The organism is Chryseobacterium fluminis (assembly GCF_026314945.1).
GTDB classification, from domain to species: domain Bacteria; phylum Bacteroidota; class Bacteroidia; order Flavobacteriales; family Weeksellaceae; genus Chryseobacterium; species Chryseobacterium fluminis.
On sequence record NZ_CP111121.1, the window covers coordinates 1,630,853 to 1,653,378 of the forward strand.

Consider the following 22,526-nt stretch of genomic DNA (forward strand, 5'->3'; position numbering starts at 1 on the left):
GCTTTATTTATCGTATTCAAAATTAAGGGTAGCTACACCTCCAGATGAACTTCCACCTGAATATAACGTTACTCCTCCGTTGGGAGCTATAGAAATACTCCATCCGTTAATACTTATATTTTTATAAGAATTGGGTCTGCATAAATCCTGAAGTGTTCCGATAAATAAACCGCCAGACCAATTTAAGTTGGGATCAGTGACCGGTAAACTTATGATGGCTTTTATATGATTGGCTGATGTTTCCTGAAAGGCAGAATAATAAATAGAAACGTTATAAGAGGGTGTAACTGTACACACATAAGGTTTACACACTCCATTTGTGTTAGCATAAGCTTGTCCGTTGGCATTGATATCGTTCTGTGCTTTCTGGTCAGCATCTGCCTGGCTTATTGTAGAGGAATATTTACCTACCGGAACCCTATATATTGTTGGTTCAGGCAACGTTCCGGGTCCACAGGTTGTCCTTGTAAATACAGGACTTTTTTCACTGTTGTAATGAACCGTAGGTGCATAGTTATATTTGTATTCTTTTAATAATTTCCCCTCAACATTTTTGATATTCTTTAATTTACTGTTTGAATCATATTGATAAACTTCTCTAATACCTGACGGTTGAGTGATAGACTTCACTCCCACTAGAGGATCATAGGTATATGTACTTATTTTAAAATCTTTAAGCTCAGCCTTACTTCTAAACTCGTCCAACTTATCAATTAATAAAAGCTCGCTGGCATCATCAATATCTTCATCAGACTTTTTAACAATTTCTAAATTTTTATATGAAAGAGAATTACTACCATCCAGACCAAACAGTTGCATAATCTGAGAATAACTAACGCCTTCAATTTGCGCAATAGGTAAATTACCTTTATAACCCCAGATAATAGTAATTGGTACGCCTCCCTTGGTTGTATATTGCAAAAGTCTACCTTTATCATAAAGATTATATACTACTTCTGTGGCTGAAGTCGTATTTATCAGATCTCTTGTAATTATTGACGAAGGATTAAAATGAGAAGTATCATCATACTTTATATCTTGTCGATATACTTGCATTCCATTCTTAATTATTCTTTTTCCAGTACTTTCTGAAAGAATATTAGCTTGTGAGAATCGTAATATTTGTGAAGTGTTAAAATATTCTTCAAAAATAGAAGAGGATTCGGGGGTTGTTGTCTGTTTTGTAACTAAAATGTTATTGGGATCGTAATTATAGGTTATATTCGTATTATACTCAATTCCATTAAAATATTCGATCATTTTACTTTTCGTTAATAAACTTTCTTTATATAATATTGGAAAATATCCCATTATAGATACTGAATGTGGGAATACCTCCATCGGAGCACCACCGTTATTTTTGTTGGTGTTAACTACATATCTCGAATTAAGCGCAAATGATGATCCATATTGAATATTATAGTATTCGTTTTTATATGAGTTTTCTGTTTTCCTTAATAACTTGTTATTTTTATCATAAATTTCAGTATTCAGCACCTTTCCATTTTGATCCCCATTCCCTTGTGTTGAAGGCATTGACAAAGGAATACGATTTTCAAAATTATTATGATGGATATCCAATCCATTTGTATATTGGGTGATTATTTTGCCATTATTTTGAGAAGAATTGGCATCTGTCTTTTGTCTAACAACTTTTGAATATCCCACATAGTTTCCTGAAGATAATGGGGAAGCCGAATTAGCATTTTGAGAATTTATATTGACAATATTATATAATGAATATTCACCTGTATAATATACTGGATATACATTTAAAGTTCTATATCTGTTTCTATTAAATAAAAACAAAGGATTAGTATCTTTTCCTTGATAATAAGATAATGAATCTTTACTTACTATAGTATTGGTATGATCATAGTTTAATTGTTGTCTGAGTCGAACACCCTTCCCCTTACTTATTTGTGATTTATCAAAGCTATTGAATAAATTATCTGCTTCATTTAGCTCATAATCATATGTAGAATAACCTTTTGTAGGATAGATTATTCTCTCTAATAACCCTGCTTTAACAAAGTTTTCATTAGCAGTTTTTATATTATTATTAATGCCTGCAACGACAGGCAATGTGATTGGATATAAAAAGTCTGACGGATTAGGAAATAATGAGACATTATTGTTACTCCCATTTGGATAACCCCAGTAATCTTGAGCAAAAGAGTTCTTTGGAGGAATTGGCGTGCTAAAATAACCAAACTTATAATCATCATCATTGATTTTTACAGATTCCAATTTTAATTTTTTAGTCAAAAGATTAGGAGATATATTATCATAATAAGATCCTGATACCGAATCATAATTCGAGTTAATAACTTTAGAAGTATTTTCAGCGGTAAAGTAATCATAAAAGAACCTTACAGTTTCAGTAATTTTATGAGAATTATTAACTTCGATTTTATCTAGTTTCAAAGTAGGATGATCTATGCGAGAAGAATAGGTAAAATCAACACTTCCAAAATCACCATAGATTTTTTCTATATTTAAATAATTCTGTGCTGTACCATATAACATACCAGTAGTATGTGTGTAGCCAATAAACGTATTAGTATATAAAGGATTTAAAGTCTGTGATCCCCCAATGCTATTATAATATATAAAATCATATTCTTCAGTATACTGATAAAGCCCCGTCGTACTTGCAATGGGCAAATTAGCCGATCCGGAAGTATGATCATATGAATAGTTTAAATTTCGCGAATAAAAGGCTACGTTTTTTACGTTTTCTGTATTCTTATATTGAAAATATATGGAACTTCCATTAGTATCTTGTATTTGATTGACTACAAAATTCCTATTTATAAGAGAAATCAGACCATTTCTAACATTTTCTTTTTGATTAAAAAAGTATTTAACTCCTTTGGGGTCAGTAATTACAAATGTTAAGTTATTATATTGAATGTTATACCCTTTTTTATTTAAGACTGTAAAAACAGGAGTGAAAGTATCGGTTATTCCTCCGTAAATTATGCATGTATTCCCATTTTGTCCGTTTTTTGTAGGAAAATTACTTATAGTAAAAATTATTTTCTCTCCAAATAGATTTAATGTATAGATGTCGGGAGATCCGTCTATTAAAATTCCCTCATTACCCATATATTGTGCTAGTTTACCTGCAAATGGCAAATACCTGTCAACAGATTTATAATAAGAGTAAGTTCCAATTCCTGGATTAGAAGTATTTGTAAATGCAGTACACTGACGAGGTAAATAACCATCATATCCGCTTGGGTACATAAAGTCAAGTTTGAATTTATCGGCTCCCAGGCCCATACTTAAATCGTCCTGACCAAGGACAGACTGAGTGATAGTTGGAAGATTCATATCCCATCCAAGACCAAAACTTCCTGATTCATCAGTTACCTTAATTCCGTTACCCGAAATATATTTTAGGGACAATGGAATCTTTAAATTATTTGATTCGATGGTATAAATGGGTATCTCCGGCGAATTTGAACCAGTATACTCTGAATTTTGTACTTCCCCATATCTCATAAAATTACTTGTAGAGGGAGCCTGCGGTATATTTTTAAAGTAATATTGTGAATAAAGTGCTTCTTGAGTCTGAGTATATCCTTTTACAGTGCTCAAGGCAATTATAGGTATTAATAATTTCTTCATTAGTTTTATTTCTTAATCAATTTAGCATTCGCCGTTTTATCCGTATCCGTTTTGATGACCACCAGGTAAGCGCCCTGAATCAGATTCTGTGTATTCATCTTAGTTACCTTATTCTTGGTTTTCAGACTCTGCAGCTGTCTTCCGCCCATATCATACACCACAATCTCCGCTTCTGTAAAGTTCATTCCGATTTCAATATAGGCGTAATCCGACACCGGATTCGGGTAGATTTTAATATCCTGCTTCTCGATCAGCTGATCAATCTGCTGATCACCCAGCTTTACAATTTTCCAGTTCTCTTTTTCCAATTCCTCAGCGCTGGTGCCTGCAAGAATAATTGAACCGTCCCTATTGAGCTTTATATCAGATAACCGTTCCTCTTTTTTAGAAGACTGACCTTTCACGTGCTTTCTCCACTGCTCATTTCCGCTTTCGTCCACGTACAGCATCCAGAACTTTTCATCATCAGCTTCTATCCTGCCTTCCGCCTGCGTATAACCTCCCAATAAAATACCTGTCGTTACATCTCTATTCTTTTCTCCTTTCTCTTTTTTCTCAATAACACTAATTCCCATTAGCATATCCCTGTTTTTAAAGTTGTAGGACTTTTGCCAGATTTCTTCTCCCCTGTTATTTAAAGAAATCAACCATAAATCCGTTCCTTCGGTGATCCCAACGGATTTATTTCCCGATCTTTCCGATCTTGATTCTCCTCCGATTAAATAGCCCGTTGAGGTCAGCGCTAATGTTCTTAAATGGTCATCCCCTTTCCCGCCGAAGTTCTTTTCCCATTCCACTTTTCCGTCTTTGGAAAGTTTTATGATCCAGTAATCGCCTTCCCCGAAGTTTTCGGTCTTCTTGGAGCCTCCGGCTGCACTTCTTGAGTATATCCCTAGCAGTGCACCTCCATCTTTTGTCGGGATCATTTTCTCCACTTCATCCAGTCCTTTCCCTCCTAAAATCAGCTGGGACAATTCTTTCCCGTTTTTATCGAGTCTTACTACCAGAACGTCTTTCGATCCGTACCCTTTAGCTGAGTTTTGGACGTTTCCTGCAACGAAAAATCCCAGGTCAGTCGTCTGGATCACCGCTCTCGCCTCTTCATCGGAAGCGGCGCCGATCGTTTTTTGCCACATTTCTTCAGCAAAAGGACTAATTCTGACCAACCATATATCGGATCCTCCTTTAGAGTCTTCTTTTTTATCCAACCCTTTTCCTGAAAATGAAGTTCCCGCCAAAAGAAAACCACCTTCCTGCGTAGCAACTGTTGCCGATAAAAAATCGTGATTCTGTCCCGAGAAATATTTTTCCCAGACTTCTTCGCCTTTTTGGTTGAGTTTAACCAGATGAAATTCATAGCCCTTGTTCTGTTTACCGCCTCCAGACGGTATCTTCGTACTTTGAATGCTGCTTCCCGAAATTAGGTATTGCCCGTCAATGGTGGTGGTGACCTGGCTCAGAAAATCCTGGGTGTTGGATTGGATGTCTTTCTGCCAGATTACTTCCTGGGCAGAAAAATTTAAAATAGTGCATAAGAAAAATGCACTCCTGTAGAGTTTTTTCATATTCGTATTGATTAATGATTTATTTTGCTGATGATGGTGGATGGATGGCGATGCCGCAGAAAGGCATCCCTCTTAAGGTAATTTTTCATCGTTATAATTTTTTTTGTGTTGTTTATATGGTAAATATAATTTTAATTATTGTTCCGGCCAAGAGATTTATGCTTTTTCTTCATCATAACGTATTGATTTTTATTATGATTGGTAAAAGTAGTGCTGCCCGGCGACAAAATAAGTCGTGTTAAAATTAAAGATGCCGAAATATTACAAAAGGTTGGAATAACTGGCTCCGGACCCGGTGCATGTGACAGCAATGACACAGATTACAATAACATAAAGACCTTCAGTTCGCAAAATAATGGATCACTCCAAGTTCAGGATGGTGTTTTTTCTCTTGATTAAAATCATTTTTTTTATTCTGACTGCTTTCCAGAAATGAGTTGCTGAATAAAACATAGGATGGCTGTTCTGCAAGGCCGTTTTTCAGCATCTGATGGGCTTCCACAATGGTTTTCCCGTACAGTTTTTTAAAATTTCCAATGTGGTATTGTGAAAATTTTCCGTAATGAACGATAAATTTTAATGATAAATCAATGGTTGTGCTTAATGACTGACTTAATTCTTCAATCTTGCGGGTAAAGGCATTCTGCATCTTTCTCAGCATCTTTGAAATCTTCTGATACGACGGATTTTCATCATACCGGTAAAATAAGATGGCATCGCCCTCAATCTCTGAAATTTCAAAATAGTGCTCATTCATATCGATGAGTGTAGAAAGTAGTTGTCTTACAATATATTCTCCGGTATAAAGTTTAGTATTGAATACAAATTCCGTAAACCCGCTGAAATCCGGAATAAGAATAATGCCATCTTTAACGTTTGTATTCTCCATAATAAGTGTGGTTAAAAACCTTTTATTCTATCAGACGTAACGGGTTTGATTTTACTTTATAATTCTATTCAGTACAAAGTTATCAGGATAGCTGATCATCACGCATTGAGAGAATCCGGATCGGATTTCCACCTGTAAATTTTGGGTTGAACGAAAAATAAAATGGGGTAAGTTGCCGACTGATATTTAGATAAAACATCAGCCTACAAATGATCCAAATTACTGAATATGAACCCACAAGATACTGAAACATCTGAATCATCAATTTAAATATCCGTCTTTCCAATCTGAGTTTTCGATTACGGAAAACCGTAAAAAGCAAGCTTCCCGTATTTCTATTTTTGAAAAGTGAAATAAAATTCACAATATCATCTAAAGCAAGAAAATTTTTAATCACAAAACTTTTTAACCATAATTATAAACAGCATGATTCAAGATTCCATTTCAAATACTGATGAAATTCTGGAAAGAATTAAGTCGGAGCTTAAGAGCGCGAGATCAGAGATATTAATCGCCATGGCCTGGTTCACCAACCACGAACTGTACAACATTATCCGGGAAAAACTCTCTGAAAACGTGAAGGTTTCTTTAATTCTTTCCGACCAGCCTGACAATGAAAAGTTAGATTTTGATGTACTGGCAAATCAGGGGCTGAACTATATCCGCATTAAAAGTGTAGGTTACGGGATGATGAACCTTAAATTCTGTATTATCGACCGTACGACTGCTATTTCCGGCTCTTACAACTGGTCTAATAACGCGAAAAACAACCATGGGCAGGTTCTGGTGACCAATTTTCCGAAAACGGTTCATGAACTGACCGATAGTTTTTTTAAAATTAAAGACCGAGCGGAAAAACTCAACAACGGCTACAGCCTGGAGGACATTGAGAGAGAAGAACAGGCACTTGGAAGCTCTGTTGGCGATGAGAAAAGTGAAGCAGAGATAAAACCTCTCAATTTTCAGGAACAGTCGTTAAAAGACTTTAAGGATGTTCTCGACAATATCATTGCCACTGAAGTGGGCTCATTTGATAAAAGCCTGCTGAAAGACAATGCCTATCAGAGAGCATCTGAAAATCAGGGTGATCACCAGGTGCTTCCGCAGGCGATGGACAGTCTTTATTCGAATTTCATAAACGAGATAGAAGTAATCGCCGAGAAGAAAACAAGACTGAAAAACAGAATTGAAGAACAGCTGAAAGTAAGCATCGGAAATGTGGAAATGAAAACACAGAACGAAATTGATTCCCTGAACTACAATCTTACGGCAGATCTTCGGAATATGGAAGGCAACATCCAGCAAAACGAAAAAAATATTGAAGAAAAGAAACAGATTGTACAATCGACCGATTCTATAAAAATTCCGTTTATTCAGGACAAAATCGATGCACTGCTGCAAAAGATCAACGAACTGAAAGTGGATTTTGTAAAACCTCCCGTGAACTGGCCGCTGACCATCTTACTGAGCTTTATGACCTTAATGCTGGTCCTTTATATTTTCGTTTTCTATTCATCAGTTGCCTACATTTTTATTTTTTCCAAAGAAGATATTATGGAAGCTTTAAACAAAGGAGTAATTTCGGAAATTCCTGAAGTTTTCAATGCGCATGCTATTACAAAAATTTGGAATAAGGGAGCCGGAGGAATTTTATTTCTTTTTCTATTTGTAAGCATTCCACTTAGCCTGGGACTTTTAAAATTAATAAAACCCGAAAAAGAAACAAATGATTTCACAGAACCATGTAAGCTTAAAGATCAAATCATTACATTTTTTAATAATCATTTAGGGATGATTCTGATTTTCCTTGTTGACTGCTTTATTGCTTACAAAGTGGCCAGGAACATCAATGACATCGAATATCTAACTAATCAGACAGATAAAAAATCTGAATTTTGGGAGATTGTGCTATCGCAAAATTTTTTATTAGTATTTACTTTAGGGACATTAGGGATATATTTATTTGGACTGGTTGTTAACAGATTATATTCTTCTTATCAGAAAAGAACACAAACCCATCATCAGGAAAAGACCAAATTCATTGTGAGTAAATATGAAGAAGAAATGCTGGTTCACCAGATGCAGATTAATGAATTAAAAGAAGAAAACGGAAGATTAAACAGTGAAACTGCTGCTCTGGAGAAACAAAATACGGCTCTTACCAAACAATTACAGGAACTCCCGATACAGATTAATACAAAAATTAATAATCTTAAGCAGCTTCTGTTATCCTTCATCGAAAAAGTCGAAAATCTGGCTCATATTTATCAGAGCCAGGTAGATAATGACAAGCTCCCGGTATCAAAAACAGAAATGGAAAACAGGGTGAATATTTTCATGGAAGGCTGGAGCAAATATCTGTATAAGATCTACTCTGTTGAAAAAGCAGAAGCTAAAACCACAGAAGCCATCAGAGAGTGCGAAAACTGGCTGAATATGATTACCATTCAAAAAAGTTTCACCACCGAATTTGCTCAAAATTAAATTGTTAAGACCATGAAAAATTTATTTTACTTTCTGTTATGCAGTATTATCATTTCTTTGAACGCAGGCTGTTGCAAAAATAAAGTTGGCACTGAAACTCCCGCGACATTTTCAAAGGTTTATGACTTTAATGTATTGTTAGTGCCGGATTTATCGAACAGAATCGACCATGAAATCCATCCGAAACCTATACACGACACTGTTTTACTGAATACGGTTATTGACAGCATCGGAAATCTTCTTACGGTAAATAACAGGCGGATGAACCAGCTTGATGTTTATCAATTTGATTTTGTCAACCGGGGGATTCTTAATCAGTCACAGGTGGCCGATGCCAGGAATCTTCAGATCGATTTCAGAGCATTTGAAGGAAAAACAAAAGATGCTTCCGAATTTAAGAGACATAAGCTGATACCCGCTATTTCCCGTTTTAAAAACAGTATAAAAAAAATTTACGCTTATTCTCTTAAAAATCCCGCCGGTTCTGATGTATGGAATTATTTTAACCAAACCATCAATTCTTCATTGATCAATGTGCCGGACAGGACTATTCCTAACGGAAAAAGCAGCATCATCAAAAGCAGTAAAAATGTCGTAGTCCTTTTCACAGACGGATATATAGAAAGTGCTAATAATAGCACCGGGTATACCTTTGATCAGCAGTCGATAAAAAAAATAAGACAGGAATTTATCAATAGTAAATCGGCAGATCTTGAGAAATTTATTTTATCAAAACCGGAATATCTGATTAAAAAGACAAGTAATAGTCTGAAAAATGTGAATGTGCTCGTTCTCGAAATGGTAGACCGATCGCTTGATAAAAACGGATCCACGACGATACAGCCGACGGATTTCGAGATCATGAAAATAATCTGGACCCAGTGGCTGAAAAGTTCCGGAGCAGCTAATGTAGATATATATCCTGCTTTTTCTAAAAGAACGGATGCTTATGATGCGGTAAAAAAGTTTATGGAGAAAATCAGTAAAAATTAAACTTCAATGATCAGTTCTTTATCATAACCATTGTATTTTTCGTCGATATAGCCGTGAGGATTGCAGATAATCTCCGTCTCACCGATATGATATCTGCACGGGGTATGAATATGTCCGTGAATCCAGTACAATGGTTTTTGTCTGATCATAAAATCCTCAAGATCGGACGCATAGGCTGAGGTAAGCGGATCTTCTCTGTACTTTTCGGGAACCGACCGTATACTTGGGGCATGATGGGTAACCACGATGTTTTTCATACCTTCTGAACTTTCAAGGCTTTCGGTAAGCCATGCTTTTGAAAGCTGGTGAATTTTAAAGATATCGACCGATCTTATTTTAGAATATGATGGATCCCGCCTGATCCGCTTATAGTCATTCATCCCCGACTGGCAGATCGAACCGTAATGTACCGGGTTTCCGAAGACTGAAAAATCGGTCCACAGCGTGGCACCGTGAAAACGGATTCCATCAAGATCAACAAAAGAATTTTCCAATACAGAAATGTTAGAATTCTGAGCTGCGTCTTTTATTTTGTTTAAAGTCTTGGGATAGGAGCCTTTATAATATTCGTGATTTCCCAGGACATAAATTACAGGTCTGTCCGGTATTTTAGCTTTAATCCACTCTATTCCTTTTGTTCCCAGGTTGATATCTCCTGCCAGTACAACCACATCTGCATATTCAAAAGAGAGATCGGTCATTCCGAATTCATGATGCAGATCGCTGATGATTTGAATTTTCATGCTGCTAAAATAGAAAGAATCTGCTGAAGGTAAATGGTTTGTTTCATATTGCTTTATTTTTTGATGAATAAAGGGGGAAAGCTGTGGTGTGAGGAGCAAAGAGGAATCAACCAAGTTGATTGATGAAGCTGTATTTGAGCTGCGCGAAGGAATTTAAGTTGATTGATTTCAGATAAAGGAACCTAAACTTTCAGGATTTCTTCCTGTCATGATCAAAAATCGGCATCCTAGCCGTGATCGCAGCATTTGTCTGAGCTCATTTTCGGGAATTCAGTCTGCGGCGGCTTTGCCGCCGCAGACTGAATTCCCGAAAATAGCGAGTGCGGAGAGCACGATAAAGCTTCAAAATAAAATTAAAATATCTTCAACCTATAAATTGGATATCAAATAGAGATCTTCTCCTTCCCTCTTCCAATTCCCACCCATTGAGCTGATTATTCTTTATGAAACAGCCACAGCGGCTTTTTTTATTTTTACATTTTTAAATATAAAATAGAACAACATCCCTAAAGCCAGTACAGCATAAGCTACCAAAATCATGACGCTTAATTCTCCTACTGCATGTGATGACGGAAAAATCTGACTCATCAGGGTCATGAACGATAATCCGATTCCCGCTCCCAAGAAATAGCTTGTAGAGCTTAAGCTCGAAGCCACTCCGTAACTCGACGGGTCCGCATCCTGAATGCCCAGGACTGACAAAGCCGTGAAGCAGAAGGTCATCCCGATTCCCGAAATACATGCCGCCCCCAGTAAAACAACTGCCAGCGGATGTCCTGTATAAATGGAGACCAGTAATATCACAGCACCTGCCAACATAAAGAGCCATCCGAAGACACCCATTTGTGACGAATTCAATCTTCCGGAAATGTGAGGCAGAATAAATTTGGCTACCAGAGCCGACATAACACTGAAAGGAACGAGCATTAATCCTGCTGATGCCGCACTGTAATTCATATCTTTCTGTAACATCAGTGAAATTAAAAATAAAAACCCGATAAAGAATGCTCCTAATGCAACAAATGCCATATTGGCAATAACGAGTGATCTGTATCTGAATAATTTGAGATCGATTAAAGGCTGATCAACAGATCTTAACCGGTAAAACACCATCATTAGCAATACGACCGCCAGTACAAGAGATCCGGTAATCATGAACGGCTGTTCTTTAAGATGAATCAGTTCATGCGTTCCATACGTAAGGCTCAGCAGCCCGATGACCAGCAATATTCCCGAAAATACATCTGTTTTCTGGCTGTTCCCTGCTTTTTCATCTTTTGGGAGATAATGGTACGCAAGAACGAGAGTGACCAGCAAAATCGGAACGTTGATCAGGAATACCCAATGCCAGCTCAGATACGTACTGATAATTCCTCCGATTGACAGGCCACTTCCCGATCCGATCGCAGCAAACGAACTGAATATACCGATGGCCCTGTTGCGTTCCTGGTCTTCTTTGAAAGTATTCGTTACAATAGACATGGCAGAAGGCATGATGAAAGCTGCCCCTAATCCCTGGAGTGCCCTGAAAAAAGCCAGCGTTTCAAACCCCGATGACAATCCGGCTCCCAGAGAAGTCAGCATAAAAACCAGTCCACCTATTAAAAATATTTTTTTCCTTCCGATCTGATCCGACAGTTTTCCGCCAATGATTAAAAAACCACCGAAAAATAATACATACAGGGTCTGCAGCCATTGAACCATTTCTGCTCCGATCCCGAACTGTTTCTGAATTGCCGGTATCGTTAAATTGATAATGGCAATATCCAAAGCTTCTACAAATGTTCCCACCGATGCTAAAATTAAGATCAGATTTTTCCTTGCGTCCATACGATTCAAATTTCCTGCAAAATTATATTTAATAGAACATTTATAAAAATTATATATTAAATTTGGAACAATATTGTATTTTAAAGTCAATTTAAAGAACAATTACTCTTTTAAACATTACTTACATTCTAAAAATAGAACAAATGGCAACAGAAAACTACCGTCCTGACGAAAAAGATTTGTCGATCCTGAGAATTTTACAGAAAGATGCGAAACTGAGTGTCCGGGATATTGCAGCGAGAATTAATCTGAGCCCTACGCCTACCCATGAGCGTATCAAACGTATGGAAAAGCTCGGGATCATCAAAGAATATACAGCCGTCTTAGACCGTAAGAAAGTAAACAAAGGAATGATGGTCATCTGTATGGTTGCTTTAAATGCTCATAATAAAAAAATGGCAGGCCAGTTTATAGAAGAAGTCAGCAGACTGAAGGAAGTCGTGGAATTTTATAACATCAGCGGGGATTTTGATTTTATGCTGAAGATCCTGGCTCCGAATATGGATGAGTTTCATGAATTCTTCGTCAATAAACTTTCAGAAATTGAAGGGATCGGACAGACAAAAAGCATTTTTGTAATGAACAGTATCAAAGAGAGTCCACAGATTCTCTGATTATAGATTAAAAATTTTCATACAAACTTTTCTCTACAAATAAATATATTTTTATGCGTCAAGTTTTGTCCTTTTACAGTGAGAGATTTGTTCTGTCAATTAATGATCAATTATGAAGTATTCTATAATAAAATATCACTTTGATGATCTATAAGTTTAAAGATATTGATTTAATATCACTGCCACTACGAAAACTAAATATGACAAAAATATTTTTTTGATTATATCTAATGATCAGAATTTGTTTATATATTTGTAAACAAGACACTTATCATTATTGATGAAACATTTGCATACTATTGAGAATATTCACAAAATTTTTAATACTTCAGGCAGTGATCCTCTTTTAGTATCATGTAATGATTTAAACTACTGGGTTTGTAAATATGACAGATTTCATCTTAATCTTTTTAATGAGTTATTAGCAGCAGAATTTGCTAAAATATGGAACATCAAGGTTCCTGAGACCTCATTAATTAAAGTAAAAGAAGAACATATTCCCAATGATATGATTCCGAGATTACAAAAATATTGGTTTGATAAAGAATGTTTTGGATCTTTATATTTAGAGAATGCGAAAGAGATAGATCAAACTATGTTTTCATTGTTTAAAGAGAAAATGTTTCGAGATAAAGTTCGGAATAAAAGCGATTTTTTAAAAATAGCTTTATTTGACATTTGGCTGTCAAATGAAGATAGAAATTTTAATAACTTTAATTTATTATTAAATACATCATCAGATAAGATATCATTCTTTTATGCTATTGATCATGTAAACTTATTCAATACAAGTTCTTTGCAGTATAGACTGTGTGAACTTACTGAAGATGAATCAATTATAAAGACGGAATTGTCCAGAATTTTGTTCTCCAGAAATACTAATACAAGACAGATTGTAAATACTTTTAATCCAAAATTTCTATCTTTGTACATTGGAATGTAAAGATAATTTGCCAGAAATTTTAAGAAAAATTCCGCCATCATGGAATTTAGATTTAAAACATTTAAAGTATCAACTGGACAATTCAATTTTTAGGGATTCATGGCTTAAAAAATGTGACAATACCTTTAAACAATTTGTTCAATCTTTTATACTCAATTAAAATGAAAACTATTTATTCAATATTATCAATATCCTTAAATGCCGCTCTTGACGAAAAAGTGAGCATTGGTATGGTTATGAAAAATGGGGATCAATATTATTTTAAGTATTCTTCAGATAAATTAAATGCTGTTAAAAATATACTTAGTGCTGAGAAAATGTATATCGTTAAAAATTATCTGAAAGCTCTAGAAAGTGATATTAATTCAAGTGACTTTACCTCATTATTTGATAGCGAATTATCAACTGCAACAAACTGGATAAATAAAAGTTATCTAATTTATTTATCTAAATATTCAAATAACGTCATTCAGTTTTCTCCCCCGAAAGTTATTGATATAGAGTTAAGCGACTTAAATTTCAAAATATTATTTGAGAAATATGTATTTAGGTTTGATTCGCAAGATTCTGAATACAATTATAGAAAAAAGAGTTTACATGTAGCTTCTGAGGTTAAAAAATATTTATATCCTACGATTGAGGAAAATGTAAATATCGATATTACTTTAGATTCTTCAGATTTTGAAAATCTTTTTGCTCCAATTGAAGTAAACTTTTTGGGAATTAATAACGTTCCTGTAGCTGGTCAGGCATTTGATTTTGAAAAAAAACATTATTATCTGGAAAATGATGTAACCCGATATATTTCCTTAACTAAAGCACTCGAGTTAGAAGGAAAAAAGAATGGTAAATACTTTGTATTGGGCATAGAACCAGAAAAAAACAATCAAAAAAATCATTTAATGTGGCAACAGATACGGGATTCAAACTTTTTAGAATTTATTGATATTAATGATTTGGGAATCATAGAAGACTATATAAAAAAGCACTCTGTGCGTCCTTACTTTGATTAGAAATTAAATAACCTTGGAACCCACATCAAAATGCTTATTTTTCTGAGATAAACCAGCATTACAAGTACTGTAGTAATTATCTTATATTTTCTGATTCGTCATTTTTCTTTCCGGCTAAAATTTTTGTAAATTGAATAACTATTACATGTACAAATTATGCCCTGGAATCCTGACATTTATAATCAGTTTAAGAATATACGCTTCAAACCTTTTTTTGACCTTGCCGAAATGATCGAAGATGATCTTAAGATGAAAGCCATTGATATCGGATGCGGAACCGGTGAACAAACTGCCATTCTTGCCGATAAATTCCCCCAGTCCACGTTTACCGGAATTGATTCTTCTTACGAAATGCTTGAAAAATCAAAAAGTCTTGAAAATGACCGTCTTCATTTCCGGCAGGCTACCACCGAAGAGATTCTGAACAACGATGAAAAATGGAATCTTATTTTCAGCAATGCTGCACTGCAATGGTCTGATGATCATCAGGACCTGTTTCCAGGATTGATTTCGAAGCTGGAACCAGAGGGTCAGCTTGCGGTCCAGATGCCCTACCAGCCGGGGAATATCCTGAATCAGATCTTATTCGGACTCGCCAACGATGAGCCTTTTAAAACGCAGCTCAATAGCTGGAACCGTCCATCCGCAGTCCTCACCATTGATGAATACGCACAGATTCTATTTGAAAACGGGATTGAAAACCTTCACCTGTCACAAAAGGTGTATCCCATTATTGCTGAAGATCACGATACCTTATTCAATTTTATTTCAGGATCGGCTTTGATACCGTATCTCGAAAAACTGAATGAGGAACAGCAACAGCTTTTCACAAAAGAATTTAAGCAACGAATTGCAGATAATTTCCCTAAACTTCCGGCTATGTATTCGTTCAAAAGGATTCTGATGTATGGAAGGAAGAGATGAAAATAAAGGCGGTTTAATGGTGTAAACCGCCTCATTCAACTCTGAAAAATTTGTTTTTTATTTATTTAATCCGGAAATTTTCAAAACTCCGGAATTTTTATTTTCCCATCTGTAAAAAACATGAAACAGAAAACGAGAGCCGAAATAATAAGAAAACTCAAAACAAAAGTTGTGATTTTATAAACATCTGTTTTTGATTCTTTTTTTCTTATATTACTGCTGCTTTTACTAAAATCCGCGAAGTTGCCTCCGAACGGAGAATCTGTTTTCTGGCCCCAGTCATGTCCGGAATGAGCAGAAGAAACCGAATGCAGGGATTGGATATTTCTGTTTTGACTGATTTTTGAATGTAGTGATTTTTTATAATCATCATATAATCTTCTTACTTTTTCAGGTTTTTCGCCGCTGGACAACGATTTCATTAATTCCTGAATTCTTACGGAATACTCATCATACTCTTTATTGATTATTTCGACTTCATTCTCGGATTCCTTAATTTTCTGCTCGTTTTCCAGATGCCGTTTTTTGTTTTGCTCAATCTTGCTATTGATTTCATTTACCAGTTTCCTGCGATCTTCTATGAGACTGTGGGCTTCCCTTTCAAATTCATTCATGGTGTTGGTAATAATCTGTGACCGTTCCGCTTCAAGCTTTTGAATTTCACCCTCAAAACCATGGATATCAACGATTTTAAAAATACCTTTCTGTTTTACAAATTCAGCAACATCATAACTTTGAGTAAAATAAATCATTTCGTACGTATGGAGAAGATCAAGCGATCTTCTAAACAGGGACTGCAACTGTGACGGATGGGTTTCGGTGTACACCATGAGATAGCCGCCTGTATTTTTTAGCGAATACAACTCATCTATTTCTTTCCCATGAAAGCCTGCTTTGTCAAAATCCTTCGGTTTACTTACTGAAAAACGGTCAGAATGATTTATTTTAATGGTATCATCCACTATATTTCTTTTTTCAAGATCATGATGAAATTCATTCAACAGGGCAATGGTGAGATTTTCACTGGCAATTTTGTCAGCAAACACCAATCCTGAACCTATAAAAGTTCCTGCTCTGTGGGAGCTGTGTTCCTTTGCGAAGGTGTATATACAGTAAGAAATCACATTGGTGTCCCCTATTTTTTCTTTTCGCATACCGTAAAGTCTGCTTCCCGGAAAAAGCTGTATCGCATCGGTTTTCAGATCAAATGTTTTCAGACTTTTAGCAATGGCGGGATCTCCACCTAAAAAGAATGACTGCCTGAAACCGTTCGGATTCCCAAAAGTTCCGAAGGCTGAAAAAAAATACTTCATGTCCATTAATTTGTAAAGCTGAATTTTATACGTTCCCAAAAAGTACCTTCATAATCTAGATCGTATCCGACGATACTTCTGTACAGCCATTTTGATAAAACTTCTGCCGTAGAAAGATTTAACAGGTTTATTCTTTCCTGTCCCGTCGAATTCTGTACACTGCCCACGGTATAATACGTTTTATTTAAGCCATAAGTATTGATCCTCTGTGAGGTCATGGGCAGCCGGTCGTGAATAAAGCCATCCAGTTCTTCACTGTTTTCCACATCCATTCTTCCGGATTTATCCCATTTGGAAATAACCAGCACCGCATTAACGGATTTTAAATTTTTACCTTTTCTTTCCAGCTCGTCAAGAAATTCATTAATTAAACTGTCTTCACGATGAGCCGATTCGTAGCTTGTGACAATAATGAATGTTATAGGAACTTTGGCATTCAGAAAAGCCTCAATGCTGCTGTGATAGCTTCCTCCTCTTCTGATCTCGTTATGATTTTCACCTGAGGTTTCCAGAAAGGTAAGATCTATGGGAACTACTTTTTTTGATTTATTATTCGGCTCAAAGACCATATCCAATCGGGTTACCTGGTCGCGTGAGGTTCTGTTGGGTAAATTTCCCTGTCGGATATTTTCAAAGAAATCCGACAGGAGCACATTGGCTTCTTTTGTATTTGGAGTTCCCAATTTAGGTCTTAAAACGCCTGCGTGAGATCTCAGATAATACAGCATGGTCGATAAAATCACCGATTTCCCGGATTCTGCTGTTCCAAAGAAGAAGACAAAATTGCTGTCTTTGTTCTTAATGTCATTTGAAATCGTTGTTGCAATAGGAATAAAGTCTTCATGCTGGCCATTTTCTTTTCTCAGGTCAAGAGATAGCGGTTTTAAAGTTTCTTCCGGGTGAGATTCTTCGAACAAAAGCGGTCTTAAATTATCATTCTGATTTTCCATGATTTAGTTATTGGGAATTAAGGTGTTACCATTTCTCTTGTTTGTAAATACACTCCCGTTATTGTTTCTTCCGGCACCCGCGTTCGTCACCAGTAAAATGATGATCACGATAACAAAATCCAGCAAGATACAGCCTAACAGTACCACAAACTGGTACATCCCGAAATGTTTAATCGCATGCTCAAAAGCGAAACCGATTTTCCCCACTTCCTGAGTCTGGGAAATTGCCGGTTCAAAATGAATTTTTTCATTTCCTAATACCGTTTGTGCTCTGCTTCCCAATTTATTATATTCTGTAAGCGACTCATCGATAATGCCTTGTGAAAGATCATCTTTTTCCTTTTTTGATAAAAGCAAAAGATTCTGAATATTTTTGTTCCATTTTAATGAAGCATTATTAATGTCTGTTTTCAAAGCACGTTCCTCCGTCGATAAATCTGAAATCATGTTATCAATCTGGTTACCCATTCTGTCCGCCAGATCTTCGTAGTCAGTCCCGACAGGGGTCAGCAGATCTATTTTCTGTCCCGATAATCTTTCAATATCTCTTATCAATGACTGAGCCCTGGTTCCTATTCCTTTATTTCCGGGATCTTTGATCTGCTCCATCAGTTGCTTTTTCTTTATTTCGATATTCTGGGTGGTAACTTTATTGTACTTATAGCTTAATTTAGATTCGACATCATTTTCAAGATCTGCAAATTTCCTATTGATATCCCGAAGCTCATCCGTATAGATATCGGTCCTCATAAATCTGGTGTACAGTGCGTTAAAATTGGCAATAAAGCAGAAGGAAGCTATAAAAATATAGATTCCGACCAGGCTTCCGGTAGGTCTCCCTTCCATTTTTGCCATTCGAAGCATCCAACACAAAAATAGAAGCAGCAATGAAAGAACCAGGGCGATCACAAATGATGCCGGGCCGAAAATCTGCTGCAGACCCAGCCACGTCTGGTAGAAGCTGACACTGATAAGTAATAATGCTAAAACCCCTAAAAAGAGATCTGTAGGTGTAGTTTTTTTATTCATAATGATCCTGTTAATTTTTTGAGGTTTACTATTTAAACCGTCAATTTTATAATGCCCGAAACTACAAACAAGCATCATTAAAAAATTACGGGATTCCGTAATTCCCGGATCATTGGTCAAAATACTCTAATTCCTGGTGTACAGGATTGACCCATTCATGTTTTATGATCTGCAATAATAATAAAAATGATCTACCCGCCATTACGGAAAGGCATAATTGATAATATATCTTCTGATTATAATAAAGAAGAATAACGAATCGTTAACAATTCCCACCCAAATGTGATTTAACATCCCACATAAAAGCTTTTTTTTGTAAATTTCACCATAAAAAAATTACTCCTTACAAAAAAACTATACCATGCTAATTGATACTGTCTACCAATCTATTAAAAACTGGGAAACCCTGAGTGATTCCTATAAGAACGGAAATGAAAAAAGCGGAAAAGAGATCATGAGGTATCTTACCCAGGGATCCCATTTTTCCATTGAAGGAGAGAACATCGCAGAATGGAAAAAAAACCTTGAACATTCGTCTGACAAGTCCATCCATGCATATCTGGGCATTGATCAGGATCAGCTGTTATTTTTTTTGATCGATTCTGAAAGTGATGCCAAAGCAGACTTTAGCCGTATTGTGATCAAAACCTTTAATCGCATCGCGCCGGAAGCCCAGCCAACACCTTCATCAGAACTGATTTCCAATGTTCCGATTACTTCCGAAGCAGCTGTTTACCGGAATTTCCGTTTCAATATGTATGGAAGCGCCTGGCTGGAAACTCAAAAATCAGATCCTTTCCGACTGATTTCTATTCCTTTCAAAGATTATGAAAGAATACCTCTTACCGATGCCGAATCGTGCACCTGCTTTTTCGGGCTGACCAATGAAACGATGAGAGATTCTTCAATAGCGGATTATCATATCGAAATCATCAGCGTGAAAGATATTGGAATTACGACGATGAGCCAGACAGCGGAAAATTATTCGACCCCGCGGCCTCCGTTCACGGCCAATGATCCTGCTGACCAATATCAACTATTGCTGAAAAGTGATGCCTACGTATAACGAACTGTCATTTTATTTACAGTTTACCATAAACCTGACCCTGCTTATCGGATTTGGATTGTTTCTGAAACACAGAAAACAGGTACAAACGCTGTTAATAGTATTTCTGTTGGGCGAGCTAACGCTGGAATTTTCAGATCTCATTTTTCGCCTGATGAAAATCAATACCGTGAATTTTTACATTTATTCCATAAGCCAGTGTTTTGGACTTTTAATGATCACGGGAATTTACAATGCCTATTTTTACAGGATTTCCCCGACGGTACGAGGATTGATCTGCTCTTTTGCCGGGGTATCATTATTAGTAAATATGATATATAAACAGGATATAGAATCGGTTACTTTTTACTCGAACATCATTACCAATATTTTGATCTGCGGTTTTGCAGGGGTCTACTTTCTCCATATCCTGAGAGATACCAGAACAGATAAAACTTTATTTATCCTCAATATTTTTATCTTTTTATTTTTCTCGATAGAAAGTATTATTTCAACGACTTTTAATTTTTTAATTAATAATCATCTGGAATGGGTAGCGCCGGTCTGGCTTTTCAGAGGCGTATTGCTTTGGTCCTTTTACATTGCTTTTATTAACCTGGGATGCCGTACGGGGAAAATGAAAGTGTGGTAATTGTATGGATATGGATAGCTATCGGACTGTTGTTTTTAACCACCGTATTCATCACACTGCTGTTGATCAGTTATATGAAAAGTGTCAGAAAAAATAAGCATAAGGTCATGAAAATGTTTCGGAATAGCCAGACAGAATCCTGGGAAAACACCATATTTTTACAGGAAAAAGACCGGGAAAGACTGGCCGGAGAGCTACATGACAATATTATATCACGGCTTAACCTCATCCGGTTGAATGCTCTTCATAAAAACACAGATGAACTGCATCTGGACTTAAAAGACTCAATGCAGCTTATCCGGGAACTTACCCATAATCTGACTCCACCGGATCTCAGCGAAATTGAGCTGGGCGACCTTATCTCAGATTATCTTGAGCAGGTGAAAAAGAATATCAGGGTAGATTACCATCTCTGCATTTTAGAAGAAAATATAGTAGATAACCAAATAAAATTAAATATTTTCCGAATACTTCAGGAGCTTATCAACAACAGTCTAAAGCATGCCGGAGCCTCAAAAATCACCCTGTCGGTAAGGATTTCAAAGGCTTCTCTCTGTTTCATTGCTGAAGACAACGGCAGGGGCTTTAATGTCGGAGATCATCCGTCAGGAATTGGTTTACGAAGTATTCGGTCCAGAACAAAACAAATGAACGCGATTTATAAACTGAAAACCAAACCACAGAGAGGGACACGATACATCTTCTTTGTTAATACCACAACCCTATAAAAATGGAAAATAGAAAACTCAATATCGCCATTGCAGATGACGATTTACTTTTTGTACAATTGCTGAGAAACTATATCGATCAGGACGGCCGGTACCATGTATGCCTTATATCGACCGGCGGAAATGCTTTTCTGGATGAAGTTAATAATCATTCTATAGACATTCTCATTCTTGATCTTCGAATGGCCGACGGTGACGGTCTGAAAGTCATGTCTGCTTTATCGGAGAAAAAATCTGACCTCAAAATTGTTGTTCTTTCAAGTTTCTACAGAAGAAGTTTTATGGGGCAAATGCTGAAAATGGGTGCTCACGCCTTTTTACCGAAAGAAATTGAACCTGAAGAACTGCTGAATGTTCTGAATGCGGTATACATCACGGGCCATTACTTTTCCAGCGAACAGGTAGACGTAATGAGAGGACAGATGTCTAACAAACTTCCCGAATTCCATGCTTTTTCTAAGGATGAACTTACCGATAGAGAAATTGATGTACTCCGGTTGGTTTGTCAGCAGCAAAGCACAAAAGAGATCGCCGACAGTCTTTTTATTTCTCCCAAAACCGTTGAAACCCACAAAACCAACCTCATGATCAAAACCTGTGTGAAAAATATGGCCGGACTGGTCATCTATGCCGTTCAGAATCGCATTGTAGATCCGAATGAAATCGTATTGTTTGACAAATAAATATCGGTCACAAGCCGGAAGAGGGAGGCAGGAAGTTAATATTAATCATTCCGACTGATAATAGGTTTAATTCAATCCTTTCCAAGCAATAATCTGAATTTATTTTCAAAAACAGATTACTTTCTTTTTCCTGCTTCCCTGCTTTCTTTCCTCATAAAATTACAAAATCAGAGAGTACCTGAGTACTCCCTGAAGTAAAATCTAAAAACACCCTATATAAATTAAGGATTTAATACTTTAGCGATAGAAACCGCATCTGATATGGTATCCAGGCTATAGATCTGGATCACGCCCTGAGTGGTGGCTGCCTGACCTAAAATATTCTGTTGATTTTGCGTATTCACTGCATTTTCAAACATTATTCCTGTAGAATGTGCTGCCGACTGGTACACGTTGCTGAGAGCCATGGCCGGAGATTCTGCTACGACCTTTACGTTTGATTGGGTAACTGCGTCTGTAATCTGTTCGTTTACTGTTGCCATAATGATAATT

Annotated in this window: 19 protein-coding genes; 10 read left to right on the top strand and 9 right to left on the bottom strand. The window is 36.4% G+C overall.

What is annotated here, in order from left to right; all coding sequences use genetic code 11:
- Positions 1–3: 3 nt before the first annotated feature.
- The 3 genes from ODZ84_RS07125 to ODZ84_RS07135 form a co-directional block, all read right to left on the bottom strand.
- Complete coding sequence (locus tag ODZ84_RS07125) at positions 4–3,636, bottom strand: DUF5977 domain-containing protein (RefSeq protein WP_266176299.1); 3,633 nt, start codon at positions 3,634–3,636, stop codon at positions 4–6.
- A 5-nt stretch (positions 3,637–3,641) separates the two neighbouring features.
- Positions 3,642–5,201, bottom strand: coding sequence for a T9SS type A sorting domain-containing protein (locus tag ODZ84_RS07130; protein ID WP_266176300.1), 1,560 nt, complete (start codon positions 5,199–5,201; stop codon positions 3,642–3,644).
- A 340-nt stretch (positions 5,202–5,541) separates the two neighbouring features.
- Positions 5,542–6,090 carry a DUF2652 domain-containing protein gene (locus ODZ84_RS07135; RefSeq protein ID WP_266176301.1) on the bottom strand — a complete coding sequence of 183 codons (549 nt, stop codon included), beginning with the start codon at positions 6,088–6,090 and terminating at the stop codon, positions 5,542–5,544.
- Positions 6,091–6,516: 426 nt separating this feature from the next.
- Between ODZ84_RS07135 and ODZ84_RS07140 the strand changes: the two genes are divergently transcribed.
- Both ODZ84_RS07140 and ODZ84_RS07145 read left to right on the top strand, forming a co-directional pair.
- Complete coding sequence (locus ODZ84_RS07140; protein WP_266176302.1) at positions 6,517–8,574, top strand: phospholipase D-like domain-containing protein; 2,058 nt, start codon at positions 6,517–6,519, stop codon at positions 8,572–8,574.
- 12 nt (positions 8,575–8,586) lie between these two features.
- On the top strand, positions 8,587–9,567 hold the full coding sequence (locus tag ODZ84_RS07145) for a hypothetical protein (protein ID WP_266176303.1): 981 nt from the start codon (positions 8,587–8,589) through the stop codon (positions 9,565–9,567).
- Here the strand turns inward: ODZ84_RS07145 and ODZ84_RS07150 are convergent.
- Positions 9,564–10,310 carry a metallophosphoesterase gene (locus ODZ84_RS07150; protein WP_266176304.1) on the bottom strand — a complete coding sequence of 249 codons (747 nt, stop codon included), beginning with the start codon at positions 10,308–10,310 and terminating at the stop codon, positions 9,564–9,566. The two genes, ODZ84_RS07145 and ODZ84_RS07150, sit on opposite strands and share 4 nt — an antisense overlap.
- A 441-nt stretch (positions 10,311–10,751) precedes the next feature.
- Positions 10,752–12,140, bottom strand: coding sequence for an MFS transporter (locus ODZ84_RS07155; RefSeq protein ID WP_266176305.1), 1,389 nt, complete (start codon positions 12,138–12,140; stop codon positions 10,752–10,754).
- Between the two features lie 143 nt (positions 12,141–12,283).
- Between ODZ84_RS07155 and ODZ84_RS07160 the strand changes: the two genes are divergently transcribed.
- The 4 genes from ODZ84_RS07160 (at position 12,284) to ODZ84_RS07175 (ending at position 15,634) form a co-directional block, all read left to right on the top strand.
- The gene (locus tag ODZ84_RS07160; RefSeq protein WP_266176306.1) at positions 12,284–12,754 is read left to right on the top strand and encodes an Lrp/AsnC family transcriptional regulator; all 471 of its coding nucleotides are present in this window, start codon (positions 12,284–12,286) and stop codon (positions 12,752–12,754) included.
- A 280-nt stretch (positions 12,755–13,034) separates the two neighbouring features.
- A complete protein-coding gene (locus tag ODZ84_RS07165) occupies positions 13,035–13,697 on the top strand; it encodes a HipA family kinase (protein WP_266176307.1) in 663 nt (220 codons plus the stop codon).
- 161 nt (positions 13,698–13,858) lie between these two features.
- Positions 13,859–14,710: a hypothetical protein gene (locus ODZ84_RS07170; protein ID WP_266176308.1), complete on the top strand. Its 852-nt coding sequence runs from the start codon at positions 13,859–13,861 to the stop codon at positions 14,708–14,710.
- Positions 14,711–14,866: 156 nt separating this feature from the next.
- Complete coding sequence (locus ODZ84_RS07175) at positions 14,867–15,634, top strand: methyltransferase domain-containing protein (RefSeq protein ID WP_266176309.1); 768 nt, start codon at positions 14,867–14,869, stop codon at positions 15,632–15,634.
- Positions 15,635–15,714: 80 nt separating this feature from the next.
- Here the strand turns inward: ODZ84_RS07175 and ODZ84_RS07180 are convergent, their stop codons facing one another.
- The 3 genes from ODZ84_RS07180 to ODZ84_RS07190 are packed head-to-tail and all read right to left on the bottom strand — an operon-like array spanning position 15,715 to position 18,926.
- Positions 15,715–16,947 (bottom strand): hypothetical protein, encoded by a 1,233-nt coding sequence (locus ODZ84_RS07180; protein ID WP_266176310.1) that lies wholly within the window; start codon positions 16,945–16,947, stop codon positions 15,715–15,717.
- A 5-nt stretch (positions 16,948–16,952) separates the two neighbouring features.
- Positions 16,953–17,897, bottom strand: coding sequence for a hypothetical protein (locus ODZ84_RS07185; protein WP_266176311.1), 945 nt, complete (start codon positions 17,895–17,897; stop codon positions 16,953–16,955).
- Positions 17,898–17,900: 3 nt separating this feature from the next.
- Complete coding sequence (locus ODZ84_RS07190) at positions 17,901–18,926, bottom strand: hypothetical protein (RefSeq protein WP_266176312.1); 1,026 nt, start codon at positions 18,924–18,926, stop codon at positions 17,901–17,903.
- Between the two features lie 361 nt (positions 18,927–19,287).
- Here ODZ84_RS07190 and ODZ84_RS07195 point away from each other — a divergent pair, with 361 nt between their 5' ends.
- The 4 genes from ODZ84_RS07195 to ODZ84_RS07210 are packed head-to-tail and all read left to right on the top strand — an operon-like array spanning position 19,288 to position 22,034.
- The gene (locus ODZ84_RS07195) at positions 19,288–19,992 is read left to right on the top strand and encodes a hypothetical protein (RefSeq protein ID WP_266176313.1); all 705 of its coding nucleotides are present in this window, start codon (positions 19,288–19,290) and stop codon (positions 19,990–19,992) included.
- The gene (locus tag ODZ84_RS07200) at positions 19,976–20,623 is read left to right on the top strand and encodes a hypothetical protein (RefSeq protein ID WP_266176314.1); all 648 of its coding nucleotides are present in this window, start codon (positions 19,976–19,978) and stop codon (positions 20,621–20,623) included. The genes ODZ84_RS07195 and ODZ84_RS07200 overlap by 17 nt, the downstream gene beginning before the upstream one ends.
- A complete protein-coding gene (locus ODZ84_RS07205) occupies positions 20,593–21,351 on the top strand; it encodes a sensor histidine kinase (RefSeq protein ID WP_266176315.1) in 759 nt (252 codons plus the stop codon). Before ODZ84_RS07200 ends, ODZ84_RS07205 begins: the two co-directional genes overlap by 31 nt.
- Before the next feature lie 2 nt (positions 21,352–21,353).
- Positions 21,354–22,034, top strand: coding sequence for a response regulator transcription factor (locus tag ODZ84_RS07210; RefSeq protein ID WP_266176316.1), 681 nt, complete (start codon positions 21,354–21,356; stop codon positions 22,032–22,034).
- Between the two features lie 221 nt (positions 22,035–22,255).
- Here ODZ84_RS07210 and ODZ84_RS07215 read toward each other — a convergent pair whose 3' ends face one another.
- Complete coding sequence (locus ODZ84_RS07215; RefSeq protein WP_266176317.1) at positions 22,256–22,516, bottom strand: RebB family R body protein; 261 nt, start codon at positions 22,514–22,516, stop codon at positions 22,256–22,258.
- Between the last annotated feature and the right edge of the window lie 10 nt (positions 22,517–22,526).